Genomic DNA, 23,281 nt, shown 5'->3' on the forward strand with positions numbered 1-23,281 from the left:
TTATTTCAGGCGACTTTACGTTCAGGTTCGGCGTCCACCGGGCTGGCGGGTTTTTTATCAAGCGGGATATCGTAGGTAATGCTCGCACCCCAGCGGTCCGGCGCTTGCGGGTCGTGACGCACTTTGTCGAACACCCACAGCCTTGAACCGAGCGAAAATCCCTCTTTCAGATCGTGTGTAATCATGAAAATGGTCAGGCGGTGGCGCTCCCACAAATCGCTAATCAGCAGGTGCATTTCGTTGCGAATGCCGGGGTCGAGTGCGCCAAAAGGCTCATCAAGCAGCAGAATGCGTGGCTGTTTCATCAGTGCCTGAGCCAGCGCCAGGCGCTGCTGCATACCGCCAGAAAGTTGGTGTGGGTATTTGTTTTGTGCAGGCAGTAAACCAACTTGATCAAGCATTGCACGGGCGCGCTCACGAATTTCCCTGCGCTTTTTACCCCACACACGCCCCAGCCAGCGGGCGGTGCTGAACTCTTCTGCCAGCATCACATTGCCAATCACCGTCAGGTGCGGAAACACCGAGTAGCGCTGGAAAACCACGCCGCGCTGCGCGTCCGGTTCTTGTGAGATAGGTTTGCCATCCAGTAAAAATTCCCCTTTGGTGGCCGATTCGGTGCCGAGCAGCATTTTCAGGAAAGTGGTTTTCCCGCAGCCTGAAGCCCCGACAATCGAGACAAACTCACCTTCTTCGACGGTGACATTCAGCCGTTCCAGCACCACCTGGTCGCCATAGTGCTTTTCGATATTTTTCAGTTCGAGCAACGCCATAGCGCCTCCTTATTTTGCGTAGTACCACGGGAAGCAGCGGCGGTTGATGACGCGCAGCAGCAGATCGAGCGTGAAAGCAAGCAGCGTAATCCACGCCACATACGGCAAAATTACGTCCATCGCCATATAACGGCGCATCAGGAAGATGCGGTAACCGAGCCCTTCGGTGGCGGCAATCGCTTCGGCGGCAATCAGGAATAACCAGGCAGAACACAGCGACAAACGCACCGCATCAATCAGGCGTGGCAAAAGCTGTGGCAGAACCACGCGCCAGAGGATTTGCGCGCTATGGCCGCCAAGCGTCTGGGCTTTCACCATTTGTTCATGGGGAATGGCCTGCACCTGAAGCTGCAAATCACGCACGATAAACGGCGTAATGCCGATGACAATCAGCACCACTTTTGACACTTCTCCCAAACCAAAGGTGATGAAAAGAATCGGTAAAATCGCCAGCGGTGGGACCAGCGCTATCAGGGTAATCAGCGGTGAAAGCACCGAACGCACAACTGGCAGCGCCCCGCAAAACAGGCCAAAAATTAGCGCCAGAAATGCACTCAGCCCCACGCCGACCAGAAGGCGAAGCAGGCTTGCCGCACTGTCCGTCCAGAACAGATATTCTCCGGTACGCGGGCTTGGCGTGAATGCCATGCGGTCGATGGCTGCCCACATCGCATCAAATCCTGGCAATAGCTTGTCGTAGCTGTTTGCCGCAAGACGTGCATCAGATGCCACCAGATAGAAGAAGATCATCGCAACTAATGGCAGGGCGCCCATCAGCACACGAGTCATTGGCTGGGGTTGGTAGTTAATAATTTTGCGCATAGGGCACCTCAGGTTTAGAGCGCGTTGCTTACGACGAGGCGAAGGAACTCATCAGTGAAGCGCAGTTTGGTGTTGTTGGTGTCGCCCCAATTCCCGGCAGGTGTTGCAACGCCTACCACGTCGGCGGACGGCGCGGCGTCACCCAATAAACCGTGTTTAAAGGAGAATTCGGCAACCATCTGCATGGTGGTTTTCAGTTGTGGGCTGTCAGTGAAATCGAGTGCCAGTTTCGGGTCGCTGAACAGGTGTGTGGCAGCAAGTTGGGCATCAAACCCAGCTAAATCTGTGCCTGCGGCCTGGCCCATTTGGGTACGTGCGGTTTTGGCGGTTTCTGATTCCCCCAGCATCACTTTCAGCGTTTCAAACCACGCGCCGGTCAGTGCTTTGCCAAGCTCAGGGTGGGCTTTCAGGGTTGCGGTGTTGACCACTAACAAGTCGAGAATTTCGCCGGGGATTTGCGCGGAAGAGAACAGTAATTTGGCGTTCGGTTGTTTTTGCGCTTCGGCCAACAGCGGGTTCCAGGTGACGATGGACTTCACTTCCGGAGTGGTAAACGCGGCGACCAGATCCGCATCGGCGGTATTCACCACTTTCACATCACGCTCGCTCAGGCCCGATTTTTCCAGAGCGCGAGCCAGTAAATAGTGGGAAACAGAAAGCTCGACCAGGTTAACGGGCTGGCCTTTTAATTCGGCAACAGATTTTGCGGATTTAGAGAGGATGCCGTCATTACCGTTGGAGTAGTCGCCAATAATCAGCGCGGTGCTATCTACGCCGCCTGCGGCCGGAATGGTGAGCGCGTCCATGTTGGTCATGGTGCAGCCGTCAAACCCTCCCGCGGTGTATTGGTTTACTGATTCGATATAGTCGTTAACCTGCACGAACTTAATATCGATGCCGTATTTATCGGCCCACTTTTTGACGATGCCGCTTTGTTGGGCGTAATCCCATGGCATCCAGCCTGCGTAGATAGACCAGCAGAGTTTAAACGAGGGTTTTGCGGCAAAGCTGCTGACACTAAACAGCGCGAGTGCGGCAAACAAGATTCCACGGTGGCAAGCTTTAAGCATGGTGGTTCCTCTGACGGTTGCGGAAAAAGGTGCAGGAGGGCGGCGCTCAATGGTCGCTTATCCTCCCGGGCTTTTGTCCCGCCGTGTAACCGCCAGAGGGCGGTCGACCACTCTCGGACCAGCATCTTTCGACCGGAACCCTAGTGATCCATTACCAAATTGTATGGCGACATCGGTTGCCCGTATCACCCCTGCATCCAGATATCAGCAAGATGAATGCCAGGTATGAAAAATAGTTGATTTATCTATTTATAACAGAGGATTAACGTACGTTTATGGGTGTGCACAGTTGAAGGGAGATGTGCCAATAAGGTGCAGGGTGGCGTATGAAAATGCACCATTTCAGCGCAAATATGCCTGAAAGAGATTGTTGTGAAAGGGTATCTTGCAAAGTCAGGTTGGACTATCCTTAGCAGCATTATTGGGTGCGCATTTGCGTATTTGCATTGAATGGTGAAGGAGTAGAAAAGATGGCGACAGGTAAGTCCTGGTCACGCTGGTTTGCGCCGCTTGCGGCAATTTTAATGGTGGTGAGTCTGAGTGGCTGTTTTGATAAAGAAGGCGATCAACGTAAAGCGTTTATCGATTTCTTACAAAACACAGCGATGCGCAGCGGTGAACGCCTGCCAACGCTGACAACGGATCAGAAAAAACAATTCGGTCCGCTGGTTTCTGATTACGCGATTTTGTATGGCTTTGCCCAACAGGTAAACCAGGCAATGGATGACGGCATGGAGCCAGTCGCCGATAGCGTAAACAGCATTCGTGTACCACAAGATTATATGACTCAGCGTGAACCTCTGAGCCAGGCTAACGGTTCACTGAACGTGTTGGGCCAACAGGTGCAGAATGCCAAAATGCAGGCAGACAGCGCTCGTTCCACCTTAAAGCAGCCTGACGATTTGAAAGTTGTTTACGACAAGGTTTATCAGAAAGTGGTTACTGCTCCGGCAGACGCAATGGCTCCACTGATCCCTGCGGCACAAACTTTCACAGCACAACTGGTGCAAGTGGGTAACTTCATCCAGCAGCAGGGCACTCAAGTTGGCTTTACTGCTGGTGGCATTCAGTTCCCAACCTCACAGCAGGCAAGCCAGTACAACTCGCTGATTGCTCCGCTGGCTTCACAGCATCAGGCATTTATGCAGGCATATTCTGCTGCTCAAACTTCAATGCAGTAATTGCTGTTTTCCCCGTCGCAAGGCGGGGAATATTCTCCCTCTTTAGCATTCCCCATCCGCACTTAATTCCTGCCCAAGGTACAAATTTGTCATAAATTTGACACCGCCTGATGCTGTTCATAAACTCGTCATTAACTGTCCGTTATGAGGAGTTCTCATGCCAAATACAATGTCCCAAAAGACTGCCCGAGAAGGGTTAAGCAACCCTGAGCTTTTTGAGGGCGGCGTTTACGTCACGAAAAACGGTGTCGCGGAACTCTTTGTTCAGACAGCCGCTGAGCGCCAGTTGGAAGAGGCTGAGCGTTTACGCGAACGCCAGAGCAACGCGCTATTAAAACTGGTGATGAAGGCCAAGCACGAAGTGACAGAAGGGAAAACGGTTTCGCCTGAAGCTGCCCTCCAACGACTCCGTACTGCAAGGAAATAAACAGGGAGTATAAAGTGAAGGAACACCACATTGTACTTACCGAAACTGCGGTGAAAAGCCTGCAGGATATTGAATTCTTTAAGTCACAATTTATCGGTGTTGAGGCTGCTGGAACATTCATTGAATCGCTGTTATTACGTTCGGTTGCGGCTATTTCAGAGGACCCAACCCGATATCGTATAAACGGTACTCTCGCGGACAAAGGTGTCAGGATTCGTGAGTGGCTGGATGTGGAAAATGAGTATCGTTGTTTTTATGACGACAGCAACCATTCTGAAATCGGCATTTTACTCTATGCAAGCATGAAGGAAGATTTCGAATCGGCGCTCTATCGCCACAATGTTATTTACTGAGTTTACCGCTACTCTGAGTTTCCAGACCGCAGATGGCCTGAGCTCCAGCCCTGCGGACGGCTAAAATAAACCTTGTTATTCACTACTGTTATATGAGTTAATGCATTCATCGGTTTGAAGCACAGACCCTTAAGCAGTTTAGTAGCGCAGTCCTCAAAGAGTTATCATAGATACCCTTCGACGTGATCTACCTTCCTTTATCGCTTTAAAAAATCTGTAATACATTCCAATTGCGCCGGAAGGCAAATTTAATTTAAAAGGTAATATCTATGTCTAACAAAATGACTGGTCTCGTAAAATGGTTCAACTCTGACAAAGGCTTCGGCTTCATCACTCCTGACGATGGCTCAAAAGACGTGTTCGTACACTTCTCTGCTATCCAGATTGATGGCTACAAGTCTCTGGACGAAGGCCAGAAAGTGTCTTTCACCATCGAAAGTGGTGCTAAAGGCCCAGCTGCTGGTAACGTAACTAACCTGTAAGGTTAACGTTAGCAAAGCTAAGAATTTTAAAACCCGCTTCGGCGGGTTTTTTCGTATCTGGGGTTTATTTCCCAAACAATCTCCGGGAATTATCTTCGATCTTCCCTAGCAGACGCCGTTTCTGCATAGTTCGCGTCCAGCTCACGGATAGCCCTGCAGCCGAAAGTAACCGGTGATACTGCTCATCATCAAATGGCATATGCCATGCTGTCGCAATCGCTTCTGCGACCGTCACATCACTAACGCGAGAAACCAGCTCAAGCGGTGATTCCGTCGATACATTTCCCGCCATTACGACCCGATAAAGCCAGCCGCAATAACCCGTTTCCTGCATCAAAGAAGACATATCGCTAATGCCAAAATGGTAATTCAGCTTGAAGCAGGGTGAGCGCGGCTGCGTGACCTGAATCAGTGCTTCTCCCCAACGGAAAATATCGCCGATATAGACATCTTTTTCTGTCAGGCCTTCGGTCGATAAGTTTTCACCGTAGGCAGGAGCGGTAAAAAGCTCAGCTTGTTCGGGGAATTCACGCGCCCAGTGAAGATAATGTTCACGTGGGTAGTGGCATAACGCGCGATCCGGCCCGCCATGAATGACTTTTTCAGCCTGCTGATCGCCTTCAAGGCCCAGTTCGGTGAGTTTAAGTTCACCATCGACCTGATATTTGGCAATAGCACTCGGCCTACTGCCCTGATATTCACGAATTTTGCCGATATAAACGTTTAGCGAATAGTGCATCTGAACCTCCCTGCAACAGACATAAAAAAAGCGAGCCATCAGGCTCGCCTCTCGTCAGCTGCAATGCAACTTATTTTTTAGCGGCAAAACGTGCTGCTGCTTCGTCCCAGTTCACTACATCCCAGAATGCTTTGATGTAGTCAGGGCGACGGTTTTGGAATTTCAGGTAGTAAGCGTGTTCCCAAACGTCCAGGCCCACGATTGGGAAACCGGAAACGCCAGAAACAGCTTCGCCCATCAGTGGGCTGTCCTGGTTTGCGGTAGAAACCACAGCCAGTTTGTCGCCTTTCAGTACCAGCCACGCCCAGCCTGAACCAAAGCGAGTTGCTGCTGCTTTCTCAAATTCTGCTTTGAAGTTATCAACGCTACCGAAGTCACGCTCGATGGCTGCCTTCAGGTCACCTTGCAGGGTGGTGCCAGTTTTCAGGCCTTTCCAGAAGAAGCTGTGGTTAGCGTGGCCGCCTGCGTTGTTACGCAGAACGGTTTTCTTGTCTGCTGGCAGTTGATCCAGTTTAGTGATCAGCTCTTCAACTGGCAGGCTTGCGAACTCTGGCAGAGACTCCAGCGCTGCATTCGCGTTGTTTACGTACGCCTGGTGGTGTTTGCTGTGATGGATTTCCATCGTTTGTTTGTCGAAATGTGGTTCCAGGGCGTCGTATGCGTAAGGCAGGGATGGCAGTGTATAACTCATATTCATCATCTCCATTTATACCCGTCCCCCTTCAAGCTGCAGATGCGTTGGCTGCGTTCACTCATCCGAATCATTAGTTTACTAAGATCATCGGGATTCGTTCACTTGCCGCCTTCCTGTAACTCGAAGGTCTAAGGGATATTATCGAACGGCGAACAAGCTGTTAACGCCGCGTAATCAGTTGGTTCATTATAGTTAATTAAATGATATTGAAAATGATTATCAATGCCGTACTTTTAGCATGGTTATAACTTTTCGTTATCTATCTGAATAAAATAATGGTTTGAACGTTGATGCGCCTGCCTCCCAGCGTAAAATGCTGAAAATCCTGAAATGTGAAACACGCTTTCAAAATCTTTCTCACAGCGCCACCTTTCTCCTCGTTCTGGCAAAATCCACAAGGTGTTGATCGGCTTATCCTCGTATTTTCGCTCCAGGAAAAACCATAATCATCACGAGGGAGTTATGAACATATCACGGACAGTGAATACTCTACTTTTATGCTGTTTAGCTACTCTGGCTTTTAGGTCTAACGCTGAAACCGTCCTACGCCTTGCCTATGCTGAAAACAGCCAGCCAGTTAAAGACGCGCTTCATTTTTTGGGAAAACAAATCGAAGAGAAAACCGCTGGTGAAGTGAAGGTTATTTACTTTCCCGACGCTCAGCTTGGAGGTGAACGAGAACTGGTAGAACTGACACAGGTTGGGGTTGTCGATATCACCAAAGTTTCATCCGGTTTGATGGAAAGCTTCTCCCCTATGTATGGCGTGTTTTCCCTGCCGTATCTGTTTGCTGATATTGAAGAATATTACAAAGTAATGGATAACGCTGATGTGATGGAGCCAGTTTATCAGTCTACTGTCGCACAGGGTTTTTTCGGCATCGGCTGGTATGACTCAGGCGCCCGCAACTTTTATATGAGCAAGGGGCCCATCCGTAAGATAGAAGATCTTCGCGGCAAAAAAATCCGCGTCATGCAAAGTGACACTGCTATTCGCACGCTTAAGCTGCTGGGTGCATCACCTATCGCGATGAGTCAGGCTGAAGTTTATACCTCTCTTCAACAGGGCATTCTGGATGGAGCCGAGAACAACGAATTTGCTCTGACTATCGCCCGTCACGGCGAAGTTGCCCGCTACTACACCTACGATATGCACACCCGCATCCCCGACATTCTGTTAATGAGCTCTTTAACCCTGGAAAAGCTGACACCTGAACAGCAAAAAATTGTTAAAGCAGCAGTAAAAGCATCGATTGAGTTTGAGAAAGCAGCCTGGGATAAGGAAATCGAAAAAACCCGACAACAAGCGATGAAAGACTTCAAGGTGGAGTTCTTTGAAATCGACAAAAAACCCTTCCAGGACGCTGTACAGCCAATTTATGAGGGGCTGAAAGATAAGCCTGCTCTCTATTCGCTGTATCAAAATATTCAATCAGCAAAACACTAATTTTACAGGATCGGATTATGGATACGTTAAGAAAGATACTCGATCAAATCCTTGGCAGTATTTGTTGTCTGTTGCTGGCAACGATGGTGTGTATTGCCTGTTGGCAGGTGATTAGCCGTTATATTGTTGGCGTGCCAAGCACCACCTCAGAAGAACTTTTACGCTTTTCACTGGTATGGCTTTCAATGCTGGGAATGGCCTACGTTGCCGGGAAGAATCAGCATATTAGCCTGACAATATTAGTCGACAAAGTGTCCCCAGCCGTTCGCCGCTGGTGGATGATTGTGCTGCAGTTGACCTTCGCGGCCTTCTCCATTTGGGTACTGATTATCGGTGGCCTGAAAATATCCTCAATATCGATGCTACAAATCTCACCGGCGCTAGGTATTCCCATGGGGAAAATCTATTACGCTCTGCCAGTCGCGGGCATTCTGATTATTGCTTACAGCCTGATGAACATTCTGGATTTGTGCAAAGCAATGAATACAGAGATGGATTCCAGCACTACCATGGAGAATCAACATGATTGATCCAATCCTTGCATCTTTCACGCTGGTAAGTGTTTTTGTAGTGCTCCTCGCCATGGGCGCTCCTATTGGTATCTGCATCGTTATTGCGTCATGCGGAACAATGATGCTGGCTTTACCTTTTGATATTTCAATGTTTGCTACTGCACAGAAAATGTTTTCCAGCCTGGACAGCTTTGCCTTATTAGCAGTGCCATTCTTCGTATTATCTGGGGTGATAATGAATAGCGGAGGAGTCGCGACCCGGCTTGTTAACTTCGCCAAACTGTTTACCGGAAAACTGCCTGGTTCACTTTCTTATACCAATATTATCGGCAACATGATGTTTGGTGCCATTTCCGGTTCAGCCATTGCTGCATCGACCTCAATTGGTGGCGTTATGGTGCCAATGAGTGCAAAAGAGGGTTATAGCCGTAGCTTTGCCGCGGCGGTAAATATCGCCTCAGCGCCAACAGGGATGCTGATTCCGCCGACTACCGCATTCATTTTATATGCACTGGCGAGTGGTGGAACGTCCATTGCTGCACTATTTGCCGGTGGCCTGGTGGCGGGAGTTATGTGGGGCGTGGGCTGTATGTTGGTTACATTGGTTGTGGCCAAACGTAATAACTACCGTGTGTTTTTTGCTCTGCAAAAAGGCATGGCGATGAAAGTCACCATGGAAGCGGTGCCGAGTCTGTTGCTGATTGTGATCATTGTCGGCGGAATTGTGAAAGGTATTTTCACCGCTATTGAAGCCTCAGCGATTGCCGTGGTCTATACCTTGATACTCACGATGGTGCTTTACAGAACCATCAAGATTAAAGATTTACCGGACATCCTGATCCAGACCGTGGTGATGACAGGAGTCATCATGTTCCTGCTGGCAACATCTTCGGCAATGTCATTCTCAATGTCGATAACTAATATTCCGGCGGCACTAAGCGACCTGATTTTGGGTATCTCTGATAACAAGTTAGTCATCTTGCTTGTCGTGACAATATTTTTGCTGGTTATCGGCGCGTTTATGGATATCGGTCCTGCCATCCTGATTTTCACCCCTATACTGCTGCCAATTATGGTGAAGTTGGGGGTAGATCCGGTGCATTTTGGGATCTTGATGATCTACAACCTTGCGATAGGCACCATCACACCTCCAGTAGGAAGCGGGCTTTATGTTGGGGCCAGTGTGGGTAAGGTTAAAGTAGAAGAAGTGATAAAACCGCTAATTCCATTCTATATTGCCATCATTGGTGTGCTGTTTATCATTACCTATATACCTGAAATTACGTTGTTCTTACCTCGTATATTGGGAGTGATGTAACAACACGACTGCACTCGGCAAGCCCGAGTGCAGTGCCTTCAGTCTGCGAGATGGCGTTGTCGCCACTGGCTGGGGGTCATCTCCATTTCCCGCGTAAACACCGCAGAAAAATAGTTACTGTCTTCAAATCCACAACGGGTTGCCACTTCACTCACTAAATAATCTGTATGGCGAAGAAGATATTGAGCATGGCAAATCTGCAACTGGCGCAAATAATGGTTAACCGTCATTCCCGTCTGCTGTCGAAATTGCTGGCGTAGTGCCCGCTCATTACATTGATTGTCATGGCAAAACTGCTCCAGCATAAATGTCCGTTCCAGGTTGCCCGCCAGCGCTGTAATCAGCTTATCTAACAATGTTTCACTGGAAGTGACTGGTACGCTGTCAACGGCATAGCGATGCCGATGCAAAGTAATCAACAGCTGAGCAAAAAGTGTTTCTGTTAGACAAAACGAAAAGGCTTCTGCTTTGCGGCTTTCCTGTTCAATCTGCGTGATAATTTGCCGTACGAGGTTCATGCCATTGGTGCCAAGACGCGAGTAAGGTTGAAATGACCCGTCTTCCAGACCAGGGATCAAAGCCTTCCAGTCAAGATTCAGTTTCAGTCGCTCAGGGCAATAGATAATATTTTGTAAAACGAGGTCGTTTACCGAGGCATAAGAGTGACGGTCTTCAGCACGAATATAGAATAAATCACCACGGGTGATGCGATATGGGCGATCGTTGAGGATGTGTAATCCATTTCCGCGCCAGACAATCACCAGCTCGCAGAATTCATGGGTATGTTCGGCAAAAACATCCTGCGGATAGCGATCCGCCACGTTAACTGCTTGCTCAGTACCGGAGAAGAAATCAGATTTTCGCAGGATTAACTGGCCGGCCACGGGCTCTCACCTCTGAAGATAACGACCTGATATTATCTCCCGATAGTGAAAGCAAAACGGTGACTATCTTCTCGTTACTGGAGTTGGGTATCACGTCCGTGGCGAATATCGCGCGGTGACCAGCTGAACTCACGTTTAAACAACGTGGAAAAGTGGTTGCTGTCACCAAAGCCGCATTCGAAAGCAATGTCAGTCACGCTATTTTCGCTGTGGCGTAACAAATGGCGGGCCTTAATAAGACGTAGACGGTTAAGGTAGCGCTGGGGGGTAAGGCCTGTTTGCTGTTTCATTTGGCGATGTAACGTACGCAATGACAAAGAAAATGTATCAGCCAAATGTTCCCAATTGATCTCACAGGCAAAATTATCCTCAAGCCACATCATCAAATGATTAAGCTGCATATCGTTCTCTTTACCGCTTTCATTCAGGCTGGTCTTACGGAGCAGTACTAACAATTGCATGAACAGTACTTCACGAGTGGCAATTGAATGAATATTGTCGCAGTCGCATTGCACCATTTGATCGATAAGCGGGCGAGCCTGCTGCAATACTGACTGATTGACCCGCCAGTGCGACGGATAGTTTCCCTCTTCTTCTTGCGGCAGCAACTTATCCAGGCCTGAAATAAACTGAAACCCTTGCGGAGAGCGATAAAGAACATTCGTCAGACAGAGATTTTCTGTGTGTTCATATAAATGACGGTCGTGATCGCGCACGAAGCACACCATTCCCCGGCTTAGAGTGTGGGGTAAGCCATTGAAGACATGTATCCCTGTTCCGTTTTCGACAATGACGATTTCAAAGAAATCATGATCATGTTCTGGAAAGGCAAATTGAGGAGCACGCGGTTCAATCGCAACAGAAGCATGACCAGACTTGAAGAAATCAAAGCCGTGTAATTGTGCCATTCTCTCTACCCTCAACCAATGTAATGTGTCCAGAGCATAGTGAATGAGAAGAATTATCACCTTGAATTTTTGACAGTAAAAAAAGCAAATATTGCATGATTTTCAAGAAACCAAGGTATTCATTCAAAAATGACTACGAGATCACAGTCGGATCTCTCTACTTTATTACTTGCTCCCCTAATAATGTGTCTTAAATAAATCCGGGTGATTATTGTTTCAACCGGATTTGTTCAATGAATATTCAGGGAATGGTTTTAGGAATTTATTAGAATGTATAGCCAATACCCACTCGGAAACGAGTCTGACGTTCATCACTGGTACTATTCACTGACACATTACCGACTTCAACAAACGGTGACCATTGGCCCACTATATAGGCAGTTCTGAAGTTATATTCGTAGTTATCTTTCTTGCCGTCATACAAATTATACTTATCAGCTTTCTTATAAATACCCTCTAAGGTCCAGTCAAAATTATTCCATTTATATCCTGCCCACGCATCCATACGGTTAATAGTATCGTCATCTCGGGAATCAGACGAACGTCTTACATACTCGAAGCGATAACGCGCGCCTACCCACCAGCTTTCATTTAGCGTCCATGTTGCTCTAAAATAAGGTTTATATACCGAATAACCGTTGCCTGTTTCTAGTACCATTCCTGGCTGCCAGGCGACTGCACCAGTAGTAAACTGGTAGCTCGCGGTATATTCATTACCTTGAACCTCCATATCATTAAAAGCTTTATTGGTATCATCGCCGCCAGATTTTGAAATGGCTTCAATAGCAAAACCAAAACCATTGTTAAATCTATGTGAAATATAAGCACGATCGTAATTCGCTTTACTGTCGTCGAGATACTCATGACGAACATCAACGTAAACAGCTTGGGCACTTGTAGCAACAAGAGGTAATAAAAGAAGCAGAGATTTTTTCATAGCATGTCCATTTACATTAAAAGTATATTTAAAAATAAAGTTAAAGCTTTCTTTGAAAATTTAAATGGAAGGTAAATGTAGAGAAACAATGTTTCAATTAAATTATTTTGTTTTATTTAAAAATGAGATGGCAATCAAAAAAACAAAATAAACGAATCATTTAAAACCTCTCTCATTAAATGAAGAACAAGAAAAATGATTCAATTTAATATATTCATTAGAGATTGGGATGTGTTTAAGTTATTGATATTAATAATTAAATATATAATGAATTGATAATTTATATACTGCCACATAAAACCACATTCAAATATATGTATTTCTTTTTGGTTTCAAATAACCTCACATATTGCTAATCGTGATGTAACACGCACCCATCTTTGTTTTATTGCCAGCCTTAAGATTTCACTGTCATTCCCGTGAAGGTGGGCCCTGCCAGTAATTCATACACTTTCTGGTAATTGTCGATATAAGGGACACCATCATGACTTTTCGCTACTGTACCGCTGTTGATTTAGGTGCATCGAGCGGGCGCGTAATACTAGTGTGCTACGACCGTGAGCAACGCACACTTACACTTCGCGAAATCCACCGTTTTGTGAATAGCCTTAAAAATGTGGGCGGCGTAGAAACTTGGGACATCGACAGCCTTGAAGCTGAAATTCGCACCGGCCTGCAAAAGGCTTGTGACGAAGGTTTCGCTATCGATAGCGTCGGAATCGACACCTGGGGCGTGGATTACATATTAATTGACCGTGATGGTAATCGTGTTGGGTTGCCCGTTTCCTACCGTGATAACCGCACTGATGGCGTGATGGATAATGCCTTTAAACTGTTAGGCCGTGAAGAGATTTACCGCCGCACCGGTATTCAGTTTCTGCCATTCAACACGCTTTACCAGTTCCGTGCTCTGGCAGAGCAGCATCCTGAACTACTCGACAAAGTCGCACATGCACTGCTAATCCCTGACTATTTTTGCTACCGCCTTACAGGGGTGCTTAATTGGGAGTACACCAACGCCACCACGACACAACTGGTCAATATCAGCAGCGATAATTGGGATGAAACTTTGCTGGATTGGGCAGGCATCCCGAAGAAATGGTTCGGAACACCGACTCATCCTGGCAATATTATTGGGCAATGGGTTTGCCGTGAAGGCAACAAAATCCCGGTTGTCAGCGTTGCCACTCACGATACCGCCAGCGCCGTTATTGGTGCCCCACTCAAAGACAAAGATGCAGCTTACCTGTCCTCTGGCACTTGGTCGCTGATGGGTTTTGAGAGCAAAACGCCTTATGCCAATAGTGCAGCACTGGCCGCTAACATAACCAATGAAGGCGGTGCTGAAGGACGCTACCGGGTGCTGAAAAACATTATGGGGATGTGGCTTTTGCAGCGCGTCACCAAGGAGCTGGGCACCACCGATCTGGCGGATCTTATCGATCGCACCCAAAAAACCACAGCCTGTCGTTTTGTGATTAACCCGAACGACGATCGTTTTATTAATCCCGAAAGCATGAGTCGTGAAATTCAGGCTGCGTGCCGTGAAAGTAATCAGCCAGTGCCATTCACCGACCACGAACTCGCCCGCTGTATTTTCGACAGCCTGGCTCTCTTGTATGCCAAAACGTTGGAAGAACTGGCCGCCGTTCGTGGGCGCCGATTTAGCTGCCTGCACATTGTGGGCGGTGGCAGCCAGAACCAGCTTCTCAACCAGCTTTGTGCCGATGCCTGCGGTATTCCGGTACTCGCCGGGCCGGTTGAAGCCTCAACGCTTGGCAACATCGGCTGCCAGTTAATGGCGCTGGACGAAATTAACGACATCGATGAGTTCCGTAAAATTATTGTCGCCAGCTACGAGCTGAAATCTTTTTCCCCACAAACAGATAGCGAAATAGCCCGTTATATCGCGCAGTTTCCGCTGAATATTCAAACACGAAAGGAGTTTTGCGCATGACCACATCTCTTGAAACAGCCTGGGAACTGGCAAAACAGCGCTTTGCTGCTGTCGGTGTTGATGCTGAAGCCGCACTGCAACAGCTTGATCGCCTGCCCGTCTCCATGCATTGCTGGCAGGGCGATGATGTTGCGGGATTTGAAAATCCAGAAGGTGCATTGAGCGGTGGGATTCAGGCAACAGGCAACTATCCGGGCAAAGCCCGCAATGCAGCTGAATTACGCGCTGACCTGGAACGCGCATTAAGCATGATCCCTGGCCCAAAACGCCTGAATCTGCACGCCATTTATCTGGAATCTGAGCAGCCCGTTGCACGCGATAAAATCAAACCCGAGCACTTTAAAAACTGGGTTGAGTGGGCAAAGGCCAACAAACTGGGGCTGGACTTTAACCCGTCTTGCTTCTCGCACCCGTTGAGCGCTGATGGTTTTACGCTCTCACACGCTAACGATGAAATCCGCCAGTTCTGGATTGATCACGTTAAGGCCAGCCGCAAAGTGTCCGCGTACTTCGGCGAACAACTTGGCACGCCGTCAGTCATGAACATCTGGATCCCGGATGGCATGAAAGACATCACCGTTGACCGCCTGGCTCCGCGCCAGCGTTTAGTGGCCGCACTTGATGAAGCGATGAGCGAAAAACTCAACCCGCAACACCATATCGACGCAGTAGAAAGCAAGCTGTTCGGCATTGGTGCGGAAAGCTACACCGTGGGCTCCAACGAATTCTATTTCGGTTATGCGACCAGCCGCCAGACCGCACTGTGTCTGGATGCGGGCCACTTCCACCCGACCGAGGTTATCTCCGACAAAATCTCCAGCGCCATGTTGTATGTGCCGCGCCTGCTGCTGCACGTGAGCCGCCCGGTGCGTTGGGACAGCGACCACGTTGTGCTGCTGGATGACGAAACTCAGGCGATTGCCAGCGAGATTATTCGCCACGATCTGTTCGATCGCGTGCACATCGGTCTGGATTTCTTCGACGCTTCAATCAACCGCATCGCTGCGTGGGTTATCGGCACGCGCAACATGAAGAAAGCGCTGCTGCGTGCATTGCTGGAACCAACCGAAACCCTGCGCCAGCTTGAACTTGAAGGCGACTACACCGCACGCCTGGCACTGCTGGAAGAGCAGAAATCGCTGCCGTGGGCGGCGGTCTGGGAAATGTATTGCCAGCGCAATGACACGCCGGTTGATGCCCAGTGGCTGAAAACAGTGCGGACTTATGAAAAAGACGTGCTGAGCCAACGCGGCTAACCACCCTCATCCCAACCTTCTCCTAAGAGGGAGAAGGACAAAATATGATTAATTACCTCTCCCTTTGGGAGAGGTATACACAACAGGAACCACAAGACTATGCAGAACATCCTTAAAGCCTGGTTTGTAGAAGGCATGATCAAAGCAACGAGCGACGCCTGGCTGAAAGGCTGGGACGAGCGTAACGGCGGCAATATCACCATGCGTCTCGATGAAGCGGATATCGCGCCATTCCAGGCTGATTTCCACGCTGCTCCGCGTTATATCGCGCTAAGCCAGCCGATGCCTGAACTGGCGAACACGCCGTTTATCGTCACCGGTTCCGGCAAATTCTTCCGTAACGTGCAGCTCGACCCGGCGGCAAATATTGGCGTGGTGAAAGTGGACAATCGCGGTACGGGCTACCACATTTTGTGGGGGCTGGAGAACGAAGCGGTGCCAACGTCTGAACTGGCTTCGCATTTCCAGTCACACATCGTGCGTATCAAAACCACCGGCGGTAAAGACCGCGTGATCCTGCATTGCCACGCCACCAACCTGATTGCCCTGACCTATGTGCTGGAAAACAACACGGATGTGATTACCCGTAAATTGTGGGAAGGCAGCACCGAATGTCTGGTGGTGTTCCCGGATGGCGTGGGCATTCTGCCGTGGATGGTGCCGGGCACCGACGAAATTGGCACCGCGACCGCTGGCGAAATGACAAAACATTCGCTGGTGTTGTGGCCGTTCCACGGGGTATTCGGTAGCGGCCCGACGCTTGATGAAGCGTTTGGTCTTATCGATACCGCTGAGAAGTCGGCTGAAGTGCTGGTAAAAGTTATTTCGATGGGTGGCATGAAACAAACCATCTCTCGTGATGAGCTTATCGCGCTCGGCAAACGTTTCGGTGTCACCCCGTTAGCCAGTGCTTTAGAACTGTAAGTCGTAAACATAGGGTGGATTAATCCACCCTATGAAAAAAATAAAAAACACCTGCAAACCCTACATACATCGGAGTACAAGCAATGAAAACTAAATCAATACTAGGTTGTACGCTTACCGTTGTTGCACTCGCTCTGTCCACCTCTGCCCTTGCTGAAGTGAAAATCGCGCTGGTGGCGAAATCCCTCGGCAATGGTTTCTTTGAAGCCGCGAACGTCGGGGCACAAGAAGCCGCCAAAGAGTTGGGCGATGTGAAAGTGATTTATACCGGCCCAACCACGGCGACGGCCGAAGCACAAATTGAAGTCCTCAACGGCTTGATCGCTCAAGGTGTTGATGCCATTGCTATTTCTGCCAATGACCCTGACGCACTGGTTCCGGTGCTGAAAAAGGCCATGCAGCGTGGGATTAAAGTGGTTTCCTGGGATTCCGGCGTGGCAAAAGAGGGCCGCCAGATCCACCTTAATCCTTCCAATAACGCATTGATTGGCGAAACCAACGTCAAACTGGCCGCCGACGCCTTAAAAGCCATGAACCTGGAAAAGGGCGACGTCGCGATCCTGAGCGCAACACCCACCTCAACCAACCAGAATATCTGGATTGCTGAGATGAAAAAGGTGCTGCCGAAATATCCTTCCGTGAACCTGGTAACGGTCGCTTATGGCGATGATCTGTCTGATAAAAGCTACCGCGAAACCGTCGGCTTGCTGAAATCCTACCCTGATTTAAAAGTCATTGTTTCGCCGTCATCCGTCGGGATTGTTGCTGCGGCACAAGCGGTGAAAGACCAGGGGAAAATCGGCAAAGTTTATGTGACGGGTCTCGGCCTGCCATCTGAAATGGCGGGTGCGGTGAAATCTGGTGCCTCGAAAAGTTTTGCCATCTGGAACCCTATCGATCTGGGCTATGCCGCAACCTATCTGGCGGACGATTTAGTGAAAGGGACGGCGACGAAAACCGAGGCCAGCATGGGCAAACTGGGCAAAGTGAAGCTGGATGCCGACGGCAGCGGTGCGATGGCTGAGCCGTTTGTTTACGATGCCAGCAACATCGATAAATTCTCCAAAATCTTCTGATTGGGTATTGGCGGGTGACGCTTTGCTTACCCGCCTTACAAAAGCCAAACGTAGGGTGGATAAGCGTTCGCGCCATCCACCATTTTGGATGGGGAATTGACCATGACACTCACCACACCATTGCTGTCCCTGAAGGGAATAACCAAAGTTTTCCCCGGCGTACGCGCCCTCGAAAACGTTCATCTGGATTTGTGGCCGGGCAAAGTCACGGCGCTGATCGGTGAAAATGGCGCGGGTAAATCCACGCTGGTCAAAGTTATGACCGGGATTTATCAGCCGGAAGAAGGCGAACTGCTTTATAAAGCGATACCGATTACGCTGCCGAACCCGGAAGCGGCGCACAAAGTCGGTATCACAGCGATTCACCAGGAAACGGTGCTGTTCGATGAACTGACCGTCACCGAAAATATTTTCGTCGGCCACTATATTTACCGCGGCTTCTTCAAGAAGCTCGACTGGCCCGCCATGCACCAGCAGGCGCAGGAAATCCTCACTCGCCTCGAAGTGCAAATTAACCCTCGCGCCACGCTCAAAACTCTCAGTATTGCCCAACGCCATATGGTAGCGATTGCCCGCGCGTTATCGTTTGAAGCGCAAGTGGTGATCCTCGATGAACCGACCGCCGCACTTTCCCAGCATGAAATCGTCGAGTTCTATCAAATCGTTGAACGCCTGAAACGCGAAGGCAAAGCGATTCTGTTTATCTCGCACAAGTTCGACGAAATCTTTGCCATCGCCGATCACTACACCATTCTGCGCGACGGCGTGTACATCGGCTCCGGGCAAATCGACGATATCAGCGAAGAACGCATGGTCACCATGATGGTCGGGCGTGAAATCACACACGCCTTCCCGAAAGTGAACTGCGAACCTGGTGACGTGGTGTTAGAGGTGAAAGACCTCTGCCATCCAACCGAATTTGCCCATATCGACTTCACGCTTCGCAAAGGGGAAATCCTCGGTTTCTACGGCTTAGTCGGTGCAGGGCGTACAGAACTGATGCAGGCGCTATCGGGTGTTTCACGCCCGTCCCACGGTGAAATCTTGCTCAACGGCCAGGCGATGCAGTTCCGCCAGCCAGCGGACGCGATTAAAGCCGGGATTGTCTGCGTGCCGGAAGAGCGCCAGAAGCAGGGCGCGATTATCGAACTGCCGATTTATCAAAACATTAGCCTGCCGCAACTGAGCCGCCTTAACCCGCGCGGCGTATTAAACGAAGCGCGTGAATGGGCGCTGGCGGACGAATATGCCAAACGCTTACAGGTCAAAGCGTTTAGCTGGAAGCAGGCGGTTGAAACGCTGTCCGGCGGCAATCAACAAAAAGTGGTAATCGGCAAATGGCTGGCAACTCAGCCGACGGTAATCATTCTTGATGAACCGACCAAAGGAATCGACATCGGCTCGAAAGCCGCAGTGCACCAGTTTATGTCCGAGCTGGTTGGCCATGGGCTGGCAGTGATTATGGTGTCGTCGGAACTGCCGGAAGTGATGGGCATGGCGGATCGTATTATCGTGATGCACGAAGGGTTGATGGTGGCGCAATATCAGGCGGGCGAGGCGAGCGCGGAGACGATCGTTAGCGCGGCCAGCGGTTCCCACGAGGAGGCGGCATAATGTGGCAATCTCTTCTTAAACATCGTGAATTTCTGCTGGCGGGCGTCATCCTATTGATGGTGCTGGGCATTGGCAGCCGCGTGCCGTCGTTCCTGGCCCCTGGCAACCTGGTTGAGATGTTTAACGACACCTCGATTCTTATCATTCTCGCGCTCGGCCAGATGATGGTGCTGCTGACCAAAGGCATTGATTTGTCGATGGCGGCGAACCTCGCGCTGACCGGCATGATTGTCGCGCTACTTAACTTCCACTATCCGCAAATCCCGGTCTGGGCGTTGCTCTCGCTGGCAACCGTTCTTGGTCTGGTGATGGGCGTGATTAACGGTTTGCTAGTCTGGAAACTTGGCATTCCGGCGATTGTCGTCACCCTCGGCACCATGAGCATTTATCGCGGCATTATCTTTTTGCTGTCAAACGGCGGCTGGATCAACGCTCATCAAATGAGTAGCGACTTTCTCGGCTTACCGCGCGCAGTGGTTTTAGGAATGCCGTTGCTGAGCTGGTGTGCGGTCGCCGCTCTGTTGCTGGTGGGTTACTTCTTGCGTTACAGCCGCACCGGGCGGGCGATGTACACCGCGGGCGGCAATGCAACAGCGGCGTATTACACCGGCATCAACGCCGGAAAAATGCAGTTCATCAGCTTTAGTTTGTCGGGCGCGCTGGCGGGATTCTGCGGTTATTTGTGGATTTCTCGATTTGCCGTTGCGTATGTCGACGTAGCTAACGGTTTTGAACTGCAAATCGTCGCAGCCTGTGTCATTGGCGGAATCAGCACCATGGGCGGTATCGGGCGTGTGCTCGGTTGCCTGCTTGGGGCGCTGTTCCTCGGCGTTATCAACAATGCGCTGCCGGTGATTGGCGTGTCGCCGTTCTGGCAAATGGCGATATCCGGCGCAGTGATTGTGGTGGCGGTGTTGCTCAATGAACGCGGCAACAAACGCAAAGGGCGGCTGATTCTGCGCGACGCAGCGCTGGCGCGACAAACTCCGGGAGTGAGCCATGAATAAGACGCTGATTTCTGAATCTGTTCCACCGCAGGCCGCGACAGCTCCATTATTGCGCCGCTTGCTGTGCTGGGAGTCGTTTTTGCTGGCGGTGACGCTGGCGGTATTTGTGGTGAACGCACTGGCCTCGCCGTATTTCCTCAATATCTGGAACCTGTCGGACGCCACCTTCAACTTCACCGAAAAAGCGATCATCGTGTTGCCGATGGCGATGTTGATTATCGCCCGGGAAATTGACCTGTCCGTTGCCTCAACTATTGCGCTCAGTTCAACGGCGATGGGCTTTTGTGCGCAAGCAGGAGTCGATACCGCAGGCTTGGTCTGTATCGGGCTTGGCGTCGGGCTGCTGTGCGGTTTGTTCAATGGCCTGCTGGTCACACGCTTTAACCTTTCGTCGATTGTGATCACCATCGGCACCATGAGTTTGTATCGCGGCATTACCTACATTTTGCTCGGCGACCAGGCACTGAATCACTACCCGGAAAGTTTCGCCTGGCTTGGGCAGGGTTACGTCTGGGGCGCGTTGTCGTTCGAGTTTGCCCTGTTCATGGTGTTGGCGGCGGTGTTCGCCTTCTTGCTGCACAAAACCAACTTTGGCCGCCGGACGTACGCCATCGGTAATAACCCGACTGGCGCGTGGTATTCCGGCATTAACGTGAAGCGCCACAACCTGATGTTGTTTGTGCTGGTGGGCGTGATGGCGGGACTGGCGTCGGTTTTACTGACCTCACGTCTTGGCAGCACGCGCCCGACGATTGCGATGGGTTGGGAGCTGAGCGTGGTGACGATGGCGGTGCTGGGCGGTGTCAATATTCTTGGCGGCTCCGGCAGCATGGCGGGCGTGATTATCGCCGCATTCCTAATGGGGCTGGTGACCTTCGGCCTGAGTCTGCTGAATGTGCCGGGCATCGTGATGTCGATTATCGTCGGCGCGATGCTGATCACCGTGATTTCGCTACCGATTATTACCCGGCGCGTTTTAGCACGTCGGCGAGGATGAATACCGAGACGATGGCCGGGTGGCCATCGTCATAATATTAAGGAGAATAGCAATGAGCTTTATGTTGGCCTTACCAAAAATCAGCCTTCACGGCGCGGGTGCCATCGGCGACATGGTGAAATTAATCGCCGCCAAACCCTGGGGAAAAGCGTTAATTATCACCGACGGGCAACTGGTAAAAATGGGCCTGCTCGACAGCTTGTTTAGCGCGCTCGACGAACATCAGCTTTCATACGAACTGTTCGATGAAGTGTTCCCGAACCCGACAGAAGAACTGGTGCAAAAAGGCTTCGCGGCGTATCAGGCAGGCGACTGTGATTATCTGATTGCTTTCGGCGGTGGCAGCCCAATCGACACGGCTAAAGCGGTGAAGATCCTCACTGCCAACCCAGCCCCATCAACCGCCTATTCAGGTGTGGGTAAAGTGACTAACCCAGGCGTGCCGCTGGTGGCTATTAACACCACTGCCGGGACTGCGGCTGAGATGACCAGCAATGCGGTCATCACCGATTCCGTGCGCCACGTAAAAGAAGTGATTATCGACACCAATCTGATCCCGGATATTGCTGTGGATGATGCCAGCGTGATGCTCGACATCCCGGCAAGCGTCACTGCTGCAACCGGCATGGACGCGCTAACTCACGCCATAGAAGCCTATGTTTCCGTTGCCGCACACCCGCTGACCGATGCCAACGCGCTGGAGTCTATCCGCCTGATTAGCAAGTGGTTACCAAAAGCGGTCGAAAACGGACACAACCTCGAAGCGCGTGAAATGATGGCTTACGGTCAATATCTGGCGGGTATGGCGTTTAACAGCGCAGGCCTGGGTCTGGTTCATGCATTGGCGCATCAGCCGGGCGCGACTCATAACCTGCCGCACGGTGTTTGCAACGCGATTTTACTGCCAGTTATTGAAGCTTTTAACCGCCCGAAAGCCGTTGCACGTTTTGCGAAAGTTGCCGCAGCGATGGGCGTGAATACTCAGGATATGAACGAAGAAGAAGCCAGCTTTGAGGCGATTCTGGCGATTCGTGCGCTTTCTACTCGCGTCGGTATTCCATCTGGCTTTAGCCAGCTTGGAATTCAAACCACAGATATTGAAGGCTGGCTGGATAACGCTTTGGCCGACCCATGCGCAGGGTGTAATCCACGCCCGGCAACACGTGAAGAAGTGCGCGAGCTTTACCTGGAGGCGTTATGATCCGCAAAGCCTTTGTGATGCAGGTAAACCCGGATGCTCATGAAGAGTATCAACGCCGCCATACGCCGATTTGGCCAGAGCTGGAAGCGGTACTTAAACAGCACGGTGCTCATCACTACGCTATTTATCTTGATGCACAACGCCATCTACTTTTTGCCACGGTAGAGATTGAGTCTGAAACCCGCTGGAATGCTGTCGCACAAACGGAAGTTTGCCAGCGCTGGTGGAAGCATATGAGCGAGATTATGCCGAGTAATGCGGATAACAGCCCGGTGAGTGCCGAGTTAAAAGAAGTGTTTTATTTAGAGTAGGGATACTTTGAGAAAACGAGGGTCACAAAAGTTGATAAATGGGTTTTGTAGGGTGAATAAGCGATAGCGTCATCCACCATTTAAGCCGGTCATTGCAGGTGAAAGAGTGGGATGACGCTCCGCTTATCCGACCTACGAAGAAGTTTGTCATCAATCCCTGGGTCACGTTAGTGGCCCTTTTTCTCTTTGCTGGCGATCGCTTGCAACACTTCAATATTCATTCGCTCACCTTCAGCCTCTTTCAGACGGCGGCGGCGCTTGCCCTCACTCTGAACTGTCAAATAATCCTTGATAGTTATAACCCTTCTCTTTATGTGACAAACCTCCAAAGTTCTGCGGTCACGCTGTGATATTTTCTTTCTGCAAACTGGCGTATGCCAGATGAAGTGAAAAGG

At 50.2% G+C, this 23,281-nt stretch carries 24 protein-coding genes and 1 riboswitch; of the genes, 16 read left to right on the plus strand and 8 right to left on the minus strand.

The genetic code is table 11. From position 1 onward, the window contains the following. Nucleotides 1–5 precede the first annotated feature (5 nt). Genes AC0IXI_RS01325 through AC0IXI_RS01335 form a run of 3 tightly spaced genes read right to left on the minus strand, consistent with a single transcriptional unit; the run spans nt 6 to nt 2,662 of the window. Nucleotides 6–770: an ATP-binding cassette domain-containing protein gene (locus AC0IXI_RS01325; RefSeq protein ID WP_034460402.1), complete on the minus strand. Its 765-nt coding sequence runs from the start codon at nt 768–770 to the stop codon at nt 6–8. Nucleotides 771–779: 9 nt separating this feature from the next. Further along, nucleotides 780–1,592: an ABC transporter permease gene (locus AC0IXI_RS01330; protein WP_064514471.1), complete on the minus strand. Its 813-nt coding sequence runs from the start codon at nt 1,590–1,592 to the stop codon at nt 780–782. A 14-nt stretch (nt 1,593–1,606) separates the two neighbouring features. Beyond that, a complete protein-coding gene (locus AC0IXI_RS01335; protein ID WP_424221440.1) occupies nt 1,607–2,662 on the minus strand; it encodes a putative urea ABC transporter substrate-binding protein in 1,056 nt (351 codons plus the stop codon). 60 nt (nt 2,663–2,722) lie between these two features. Further along, a riboswitch (guanidine-I (ykkC/yxkD leader) is annotated at nt 2,723–2,817 on the minus strand. Nucleotides 2,818–3,132: 315 nt separating this feature from the next. Here AC0IXI_RS01335 and AC0IXI_RS01340 point away from each other — a divergent pair. From AC0IXI_RS01340 to cspE, 4 genes are all read left to right on the plus strand, one after another. After that, a complete protein-coding gene (locus AC0IXI_RS01340; RefSeq protein WP_471681837.1) occupies nt 3,133–3,843 on the plus strand; it encodes a DUF3053 domain-containing protein in 711 nt (236 codons plus the stop codon). A 157-nt stretch (nt 3,844–4,000) separates the two neighbouring features. Continuing rightward, nucleotides 4,001–4,270 carry a hypothetical protein gene (locus AC0IXI_RS01345; RefSeq protein WP_064514465.1) on the plus strand — a complete coding sequence of 90 codons (270 nt, stop codon included), beginning with the start codon at nt 4,001–4,003 and terminating at the stop codon, nt 4,268–4,270. Nucleotides 4,271–4,284: 14 nt separating this feature from the next. Further along, on the plus strand, nt 4,285–4,623 hold the full coding sequence (locus AC0IXI_RS01350) for a hypothetical protein (RefSeq protein ID WP_083962923.1): 339 nt from the start codon (nt 4,285–4,287) through the stop codon (nt 4,621–4,623). 269 nt (nt 4,624–4,892) lie between these two features. Next, nucleotides 4,893–5,105 carry a transcription antiterminator/RNA stability regulator CspE gene (cspE, locus tag AC0IXI_RS01355; protein ID WP_034460397.1) on the plus strand — a complete coding sequence of 71 codons (213 nt, stop codon included), beginning with the start codon at nt 4,893–4,895 and terminating at the stop codon, nt 5,103–5,105. Nucleotides 5,106–5,169: 64 nt separating this feature from the next. Here the strand turns inward: cspE and yiiM are convergent, their stop codons facing one another. Together yiiM and sodA are read right to left on the minus strand one after the other, a co-directional pair. Next, entirely contained in the window at nt 5,170–5,844 is a 675-nt protein-coding gene (yiiM, locus tag AC0IXI_RS01360; protein WP_232921777.1) for a 6-hydroxyaminopurine reductase, read from the minus strand. Between the two features lie 70 nt (nt 5,845–5,914). Further along, a complete protein-coding gene (gene sodA, locus AC0IXI_RS01365; RefSeq protein ID WP_064561221.1) occupies nt 5,915–6,535 on the minus strand; it encodes a superoxide dismutase [Mn] in 621 nt (206 codons plus the stop codon). A 465-nt stretch (nt 6,536–7,000) separates the two neighbouring features. Here sodA and AC0IXI_RS01370 point away from each other — a divergent pair, with 465 nt between their 5' ends. Genes AC0IXI_RS01370 through AC0IXI_RS01380 form a run of 3 tightly spaced genes read left to right on the plus strand, consistent with a single transcriptional unit; the run spans nt 7,001 to nt 9,814 of the window. Then, complete coding sequence (locus AC0IXI_RS01370; protein ID WP_134186027.1) at nt 7,001–7,984, plus strand: TRAP transporter substrate-binding protein; 984 nt, start codon at nt 7,001–7,003, stop codon at nt 7,982–7,984. Between the two features lie 17 nt (nt 7,985–8,001). Then, entirely contained in the window at nt 8,002–8,514 is a 513-nt protein-coding gene (locus tag AC0IXI_RS01375) for a TRAP transporter small permease (protein ID WP_134185757.1), read from the plus strand. After that, the gene (locus tag AC0IXI_RS01380; protein ID WP_134185755.1) at nt 8,507–9,814 is read left to right on the plus strand and encodes a TRAP transporter large permease; all 1,308 of its coding nucleotides are present in this window, start codon (nt 8,507–8,509) and stop codon (nt 9,812–9,814) included. The genes AC0IXI_RS01375 and AC0IXI_RS01380 overlap by 8 nt, the downstream gene beginning before the upstream one ends. 38 nt (nt 9,815–9,852) lie before the next feature. Here the strand turns inward: AC0IXI_RS01380 and rhaR are convergent, their stop codons facing one another. The 3 genes from rhaR to AC0IXI_RS01395 all read right to left on the minus strand — a co-directional run bounded on the left by rhaR (nt 9,853) and on the right by AC0IXI_RS01395 (nt 12,543). Further along, nucleotides 9,853–10,698 carry an HTH-type transcriptional activator RhaR gene (rhaR, locus tag AC0IXI_RS01385; protein WP_471681838.1) on the minus strand — a complete coding sequence of 282 codons (846 nt, stop codon included), beginning with the start codon at nt 10,696–10,698 and terminating at the stop codon, nt 9,853–9,855. A 74-nt stretch (nt 10,699–10,772) separates the two neighbouring features. Further along, nucleotides 10,773–11,606: an HTH-type transcriptional activator RhaS gene (rhaS, locus tag AC0IXI_RS01390; RefSeq protein ID WP_134185751.1), complete on the minus strand. Its 834-nt coding sequence runs from the start codon at nt 11,604–11,606 to the stop codon at nt 10,773–10,775. Nucleotides 11,607–11,871: 265 nt separating this feature from the next. Then, the gene (locus AC0IXI_RS01395) at nt 11,872–12,543 is read right to left on the minus strand and encodes an oligogalacturonate-specific porin KdgM family protein (RefSeq protein ID WP_134185750.1); all 672 of its coding nucleotides are present in this window, start codon (nt 12,541–12,543) and stop codon (nt 11,872–11,874) included. 484 nt (nt 12,544–13,027) lie between these two features. Here AC0IXI_RS01395 and rhaB point away from each other — a divergent pair, with 484 nt between their 5' ends. The 9 genes from rhaB (at nt 13,028) to rhaM (ending at nt 22,886) form a co-directional block, all read left to right on the plus strand. Next, entirely contained in the window at nt 13,028–14,500 is a 1,473-nt protein-coding gene (gene rhaB, locus AC0IXI_RS01400; protein WP_134185749.1) for a rhamnulokinase, read from the plus strand. Continuing rightward, the gene (locus AC0IXI_RS01405; protein WP_471681839.1) at nt 14,497–15,756 is read left to right on the plus strand and encodes an L-rhamnose isomerase; all 1,260 of its coding nucleotides are present in this window, start codon (nt 14,497–14,499) and stop codon (nt 15,754–15,756) included. The genes rhaB and AC0IXI_RS01405 overlap by 4 nt, the downstream gene beginning before the upstream one ends. A 99-nt stretch (nt 15,757–15,855) precedes the next feature. Next, nucleotides 15,856–16,680, plus strand: coding sequence for a rhamnulose-1-phosphate aldolase (gene rhaD, locus AC0IXI_RS01410; protein ID WP_471681840.1), 825 nt, complete (start codon nt 15,856–15,858; stop codon nt 16,678–16,680). Nucleotides 16,681–16,763: 83 nt separating this feature from the next. Further along, the gene (gene rhaS / locus AC0IXI_RS01415) at nt 16,764–17,756 is read left to right on the plus strand and encodes a rhamnose ABC transporter substrate-binding protein (protein ID WP_471681841.1); all 993 of its coding nucleotides are present in this window, start codon (nt 16,764–16,766) and stop codon (nt 17,754–17,756) included. A 102-nt stretch (nt 17,757–17,858) separates the two neighbouring features. Further along, complete coding sequence (locus AC0IXI_RS01420; RefSeq protein WP_471681842.1) at nt 17,859–19,370, plus strand: sugar ABC transporter ATP-binding protein; 1,512 nt, start codon at nt 17,859–17,861, stop codon at nt 19,368–19,370. Beyond that, a complete protein-coding gene (locus AC0IXI_RS01425) occupies nt 19,370–20,377 on the plus strand; it encodes an ABC transporter permease (RefSeq protein WP_422569574.1) in 1,008 nt (335 codons plus the stop codon). The genes AC0IXI_RS01420 and AC0IXI_RS01425 overlap by 1 nt, the downstream gene beginning before the upstream one ends. Beyond that, complete coding sequence (locus AC0IXI_RS01430) at nt 20,370–21,374, plus strand: ABC transporter permease (protein ID WP_424222333.1); 1,005 nt, start codon at nt 20,370–20,372, stop codon at nt 21,372–21,374. Before AC0IXI_RS01425 ends, AC0IXI_RS01430 begins: the two co-directional genes overlap by 8 nt. A gap of 52 nt (nt 21,375–21,426) precedes the next feature. Beyond that, a complete protein-coding gene (fucO, locus tag AC0IXI_RS01435) occupies nt 21,427–22,575 on the plus strand; it encodes a lactaldehyde reductase (RefSeq protein ID WP_413499520.1) in 1,149 nt (382 codons plus the stop codon). After that, nucleotides 22,572–22,886, plus strand: coding sequence for an L-rhamnose mutarotase (gene rhaM / locus AC0IXI_RS01440; protein WP_134185738.1), 315 nt, complete (start codon nt 22,572–22,574; stop codon nt 22,884–22,886). The genes fucO and rhaM overlap by 4 nt, the downstream gene beginning before the upstream one ends. Nucleotides 22,887–23,281 lie beyond the last annotated feature (395 nt).

This window comes from Buttiauxella sp. AC038, assembly GCF_979253565.1.

Excerpts from the sequence above, each read along its gene's own strand:
- AC0IXI_RS01420 (WP_471681842.1), top strand. The coding sequence starts at position 17,859 with ATGACACTCACCACACCATTGCTGTCCCTGAAGGGAATAACCAAAGTT.
- AC0IXI_RS01330 (WP_064514471.1), bottom strand. The coding sequence starts at position 1,592 with ATGCGCAAAATTATTAACTACCAACCCCAGCCAATGACTCGTGTGCTG.
- AC0IXI_RS01430 (WP_424222333.1), top strand. The coding sequence starts at position 20,370 with ATGAATAAGACGCTGATTTCTGAATCTGTTCCACCGCAGGCCGCGACA.
- AC0IXI_RS01395 (WP_134185750.1), bottom strand. The coding sequence starts at position 12,543 with ATGAAAAAATCTCTGCTTCTTTTATTACCTCTTGTTGCTACAAGTGCC.
- rhaD (WP_471681840.1), top strand. The coding sequence starts at position 15,856 with ATGCAGAACATCCTTAAAGCCTGGTTTGTAGAAGGCATGATCAAAGCA.
- yiiM (WP_232921777.1), bottom strand. The coding sequence starts at position 5,844 with ATGCACTATTCGCTAAACGTTTATATCGGCAAAATTCGTGAATATCAG.
- fucO (WP_413499520.1), top strand. The coding sequence starts at position 21,427 with ATGAGCTTTATGTTGGCCTTACCAAAAATCAGCCTTCACGGCGCGGGT.
- rhaS (WP_471681841.1), top strand. The coding sequence starts at position 16,764 with ATGAAAACTAAATCAATACTAGGTTGTACGCTTACCGTTGTTGCACTC.
- sodA (WP_064561221.1), bottom strand. The coding sequence starts at position 6,535 with ATGAGTTATACACTGCCATCCCTGCCTTACGCATACGACGCCCTGGAA.
- AC0IXI_RS01345 (WP_064514465.1), top strand. The coding sequence starts at position 4,001 with ATGCCAAATACAATGTCCCAAAAGACTGCCCGAGAAGGGTTAAGCAAC.
- rhaB (WP_134185749.1), top strand. The coding sequence starts at position 13,028 with ATGACTTTTCGCTACTGTACCGCTGTTGATTTAGGTGCATCGAGCGGG.
- AC0IXI_RS01335 (WP_424221440.1), bottom strand. The coding sequence starts at position 2,662 with ATGCTTAAAGCTTGCCACCGTGGAATCTTGTTTGCCGCACTCGCGCTG.
- AC0IXI_RS01325 (WP_034460402.1), bottom strand. The coding sequence starts at position 770 with ATGGCGTTGCTCGAACTGAAAAATATCGAAAAGCACTATGGCGACCAG.
- AC0IXI_RS01370 (WP_134186027.1), top strand. The coding sequence starts at position 7,001 with ATGAACATATCACGGACAGTGAATACTCTACTTTTATGCTGTTTAGCT.
- rhaS (WP_134185751.1), bottom strand. The coding sequence starts at position 11,606 with ATGGCACAATTACACGGCTTTGATTTCTTCAAGTCTGGTCATGCTTCT.
- AC0IXI_RS01340 (WP_471681837.1), top strand. The coding sequence starts at position 3,133 with ATGGCGACAGGTAAGTCCTGGTCACGCTGGTTTGCGCCGCTTGCGGCA.
- AC0IXI_RS01375 (WP_134185757.1), top strand. The coding sequence starts at position 8,002 with ATGGATACGTTAAGAAAGATACTCGATCAAATCCTTGGCAGTATTTGT.
- AC0IXI_RS01405 (WP_471681839.1), top strand. The coding sequence starts at position 14,497 with ATGACCACATCTCTTGAAACAGCCTGGGAACTGGCAAAACAGCGCTTT.
- cspE (WP_034460397.1), top strand. The coding sequence starts at position 4,893 with ATGTCTAACAAAATGACTGGTCTCGTAAAATGGTTCAACTCTGACAAA.
- AC0IXI_RS01380 (WP_134185755.1), top strand. The coding sequence starts at position 8,507 with ATGATTGATCCAATCCTTGCATCTTTCACGCTGGTAAGTGTTTTTGTA.
- rhaM (WP_134185738.1), top strand. The coding sequence starts at position 22,572 with ATGATCCGCAAAGCCTTTGTGATGCAGGTAAACCCGGATGCTCATGAA.
- AC0IXI_RS01425 (WP_422569574.1), top strand. The coding sequence starts at position 19,370 with ATGTGGCAATCTCTTCTTAAACATCGTGAATTTCTGCTGGCGGGCGTC.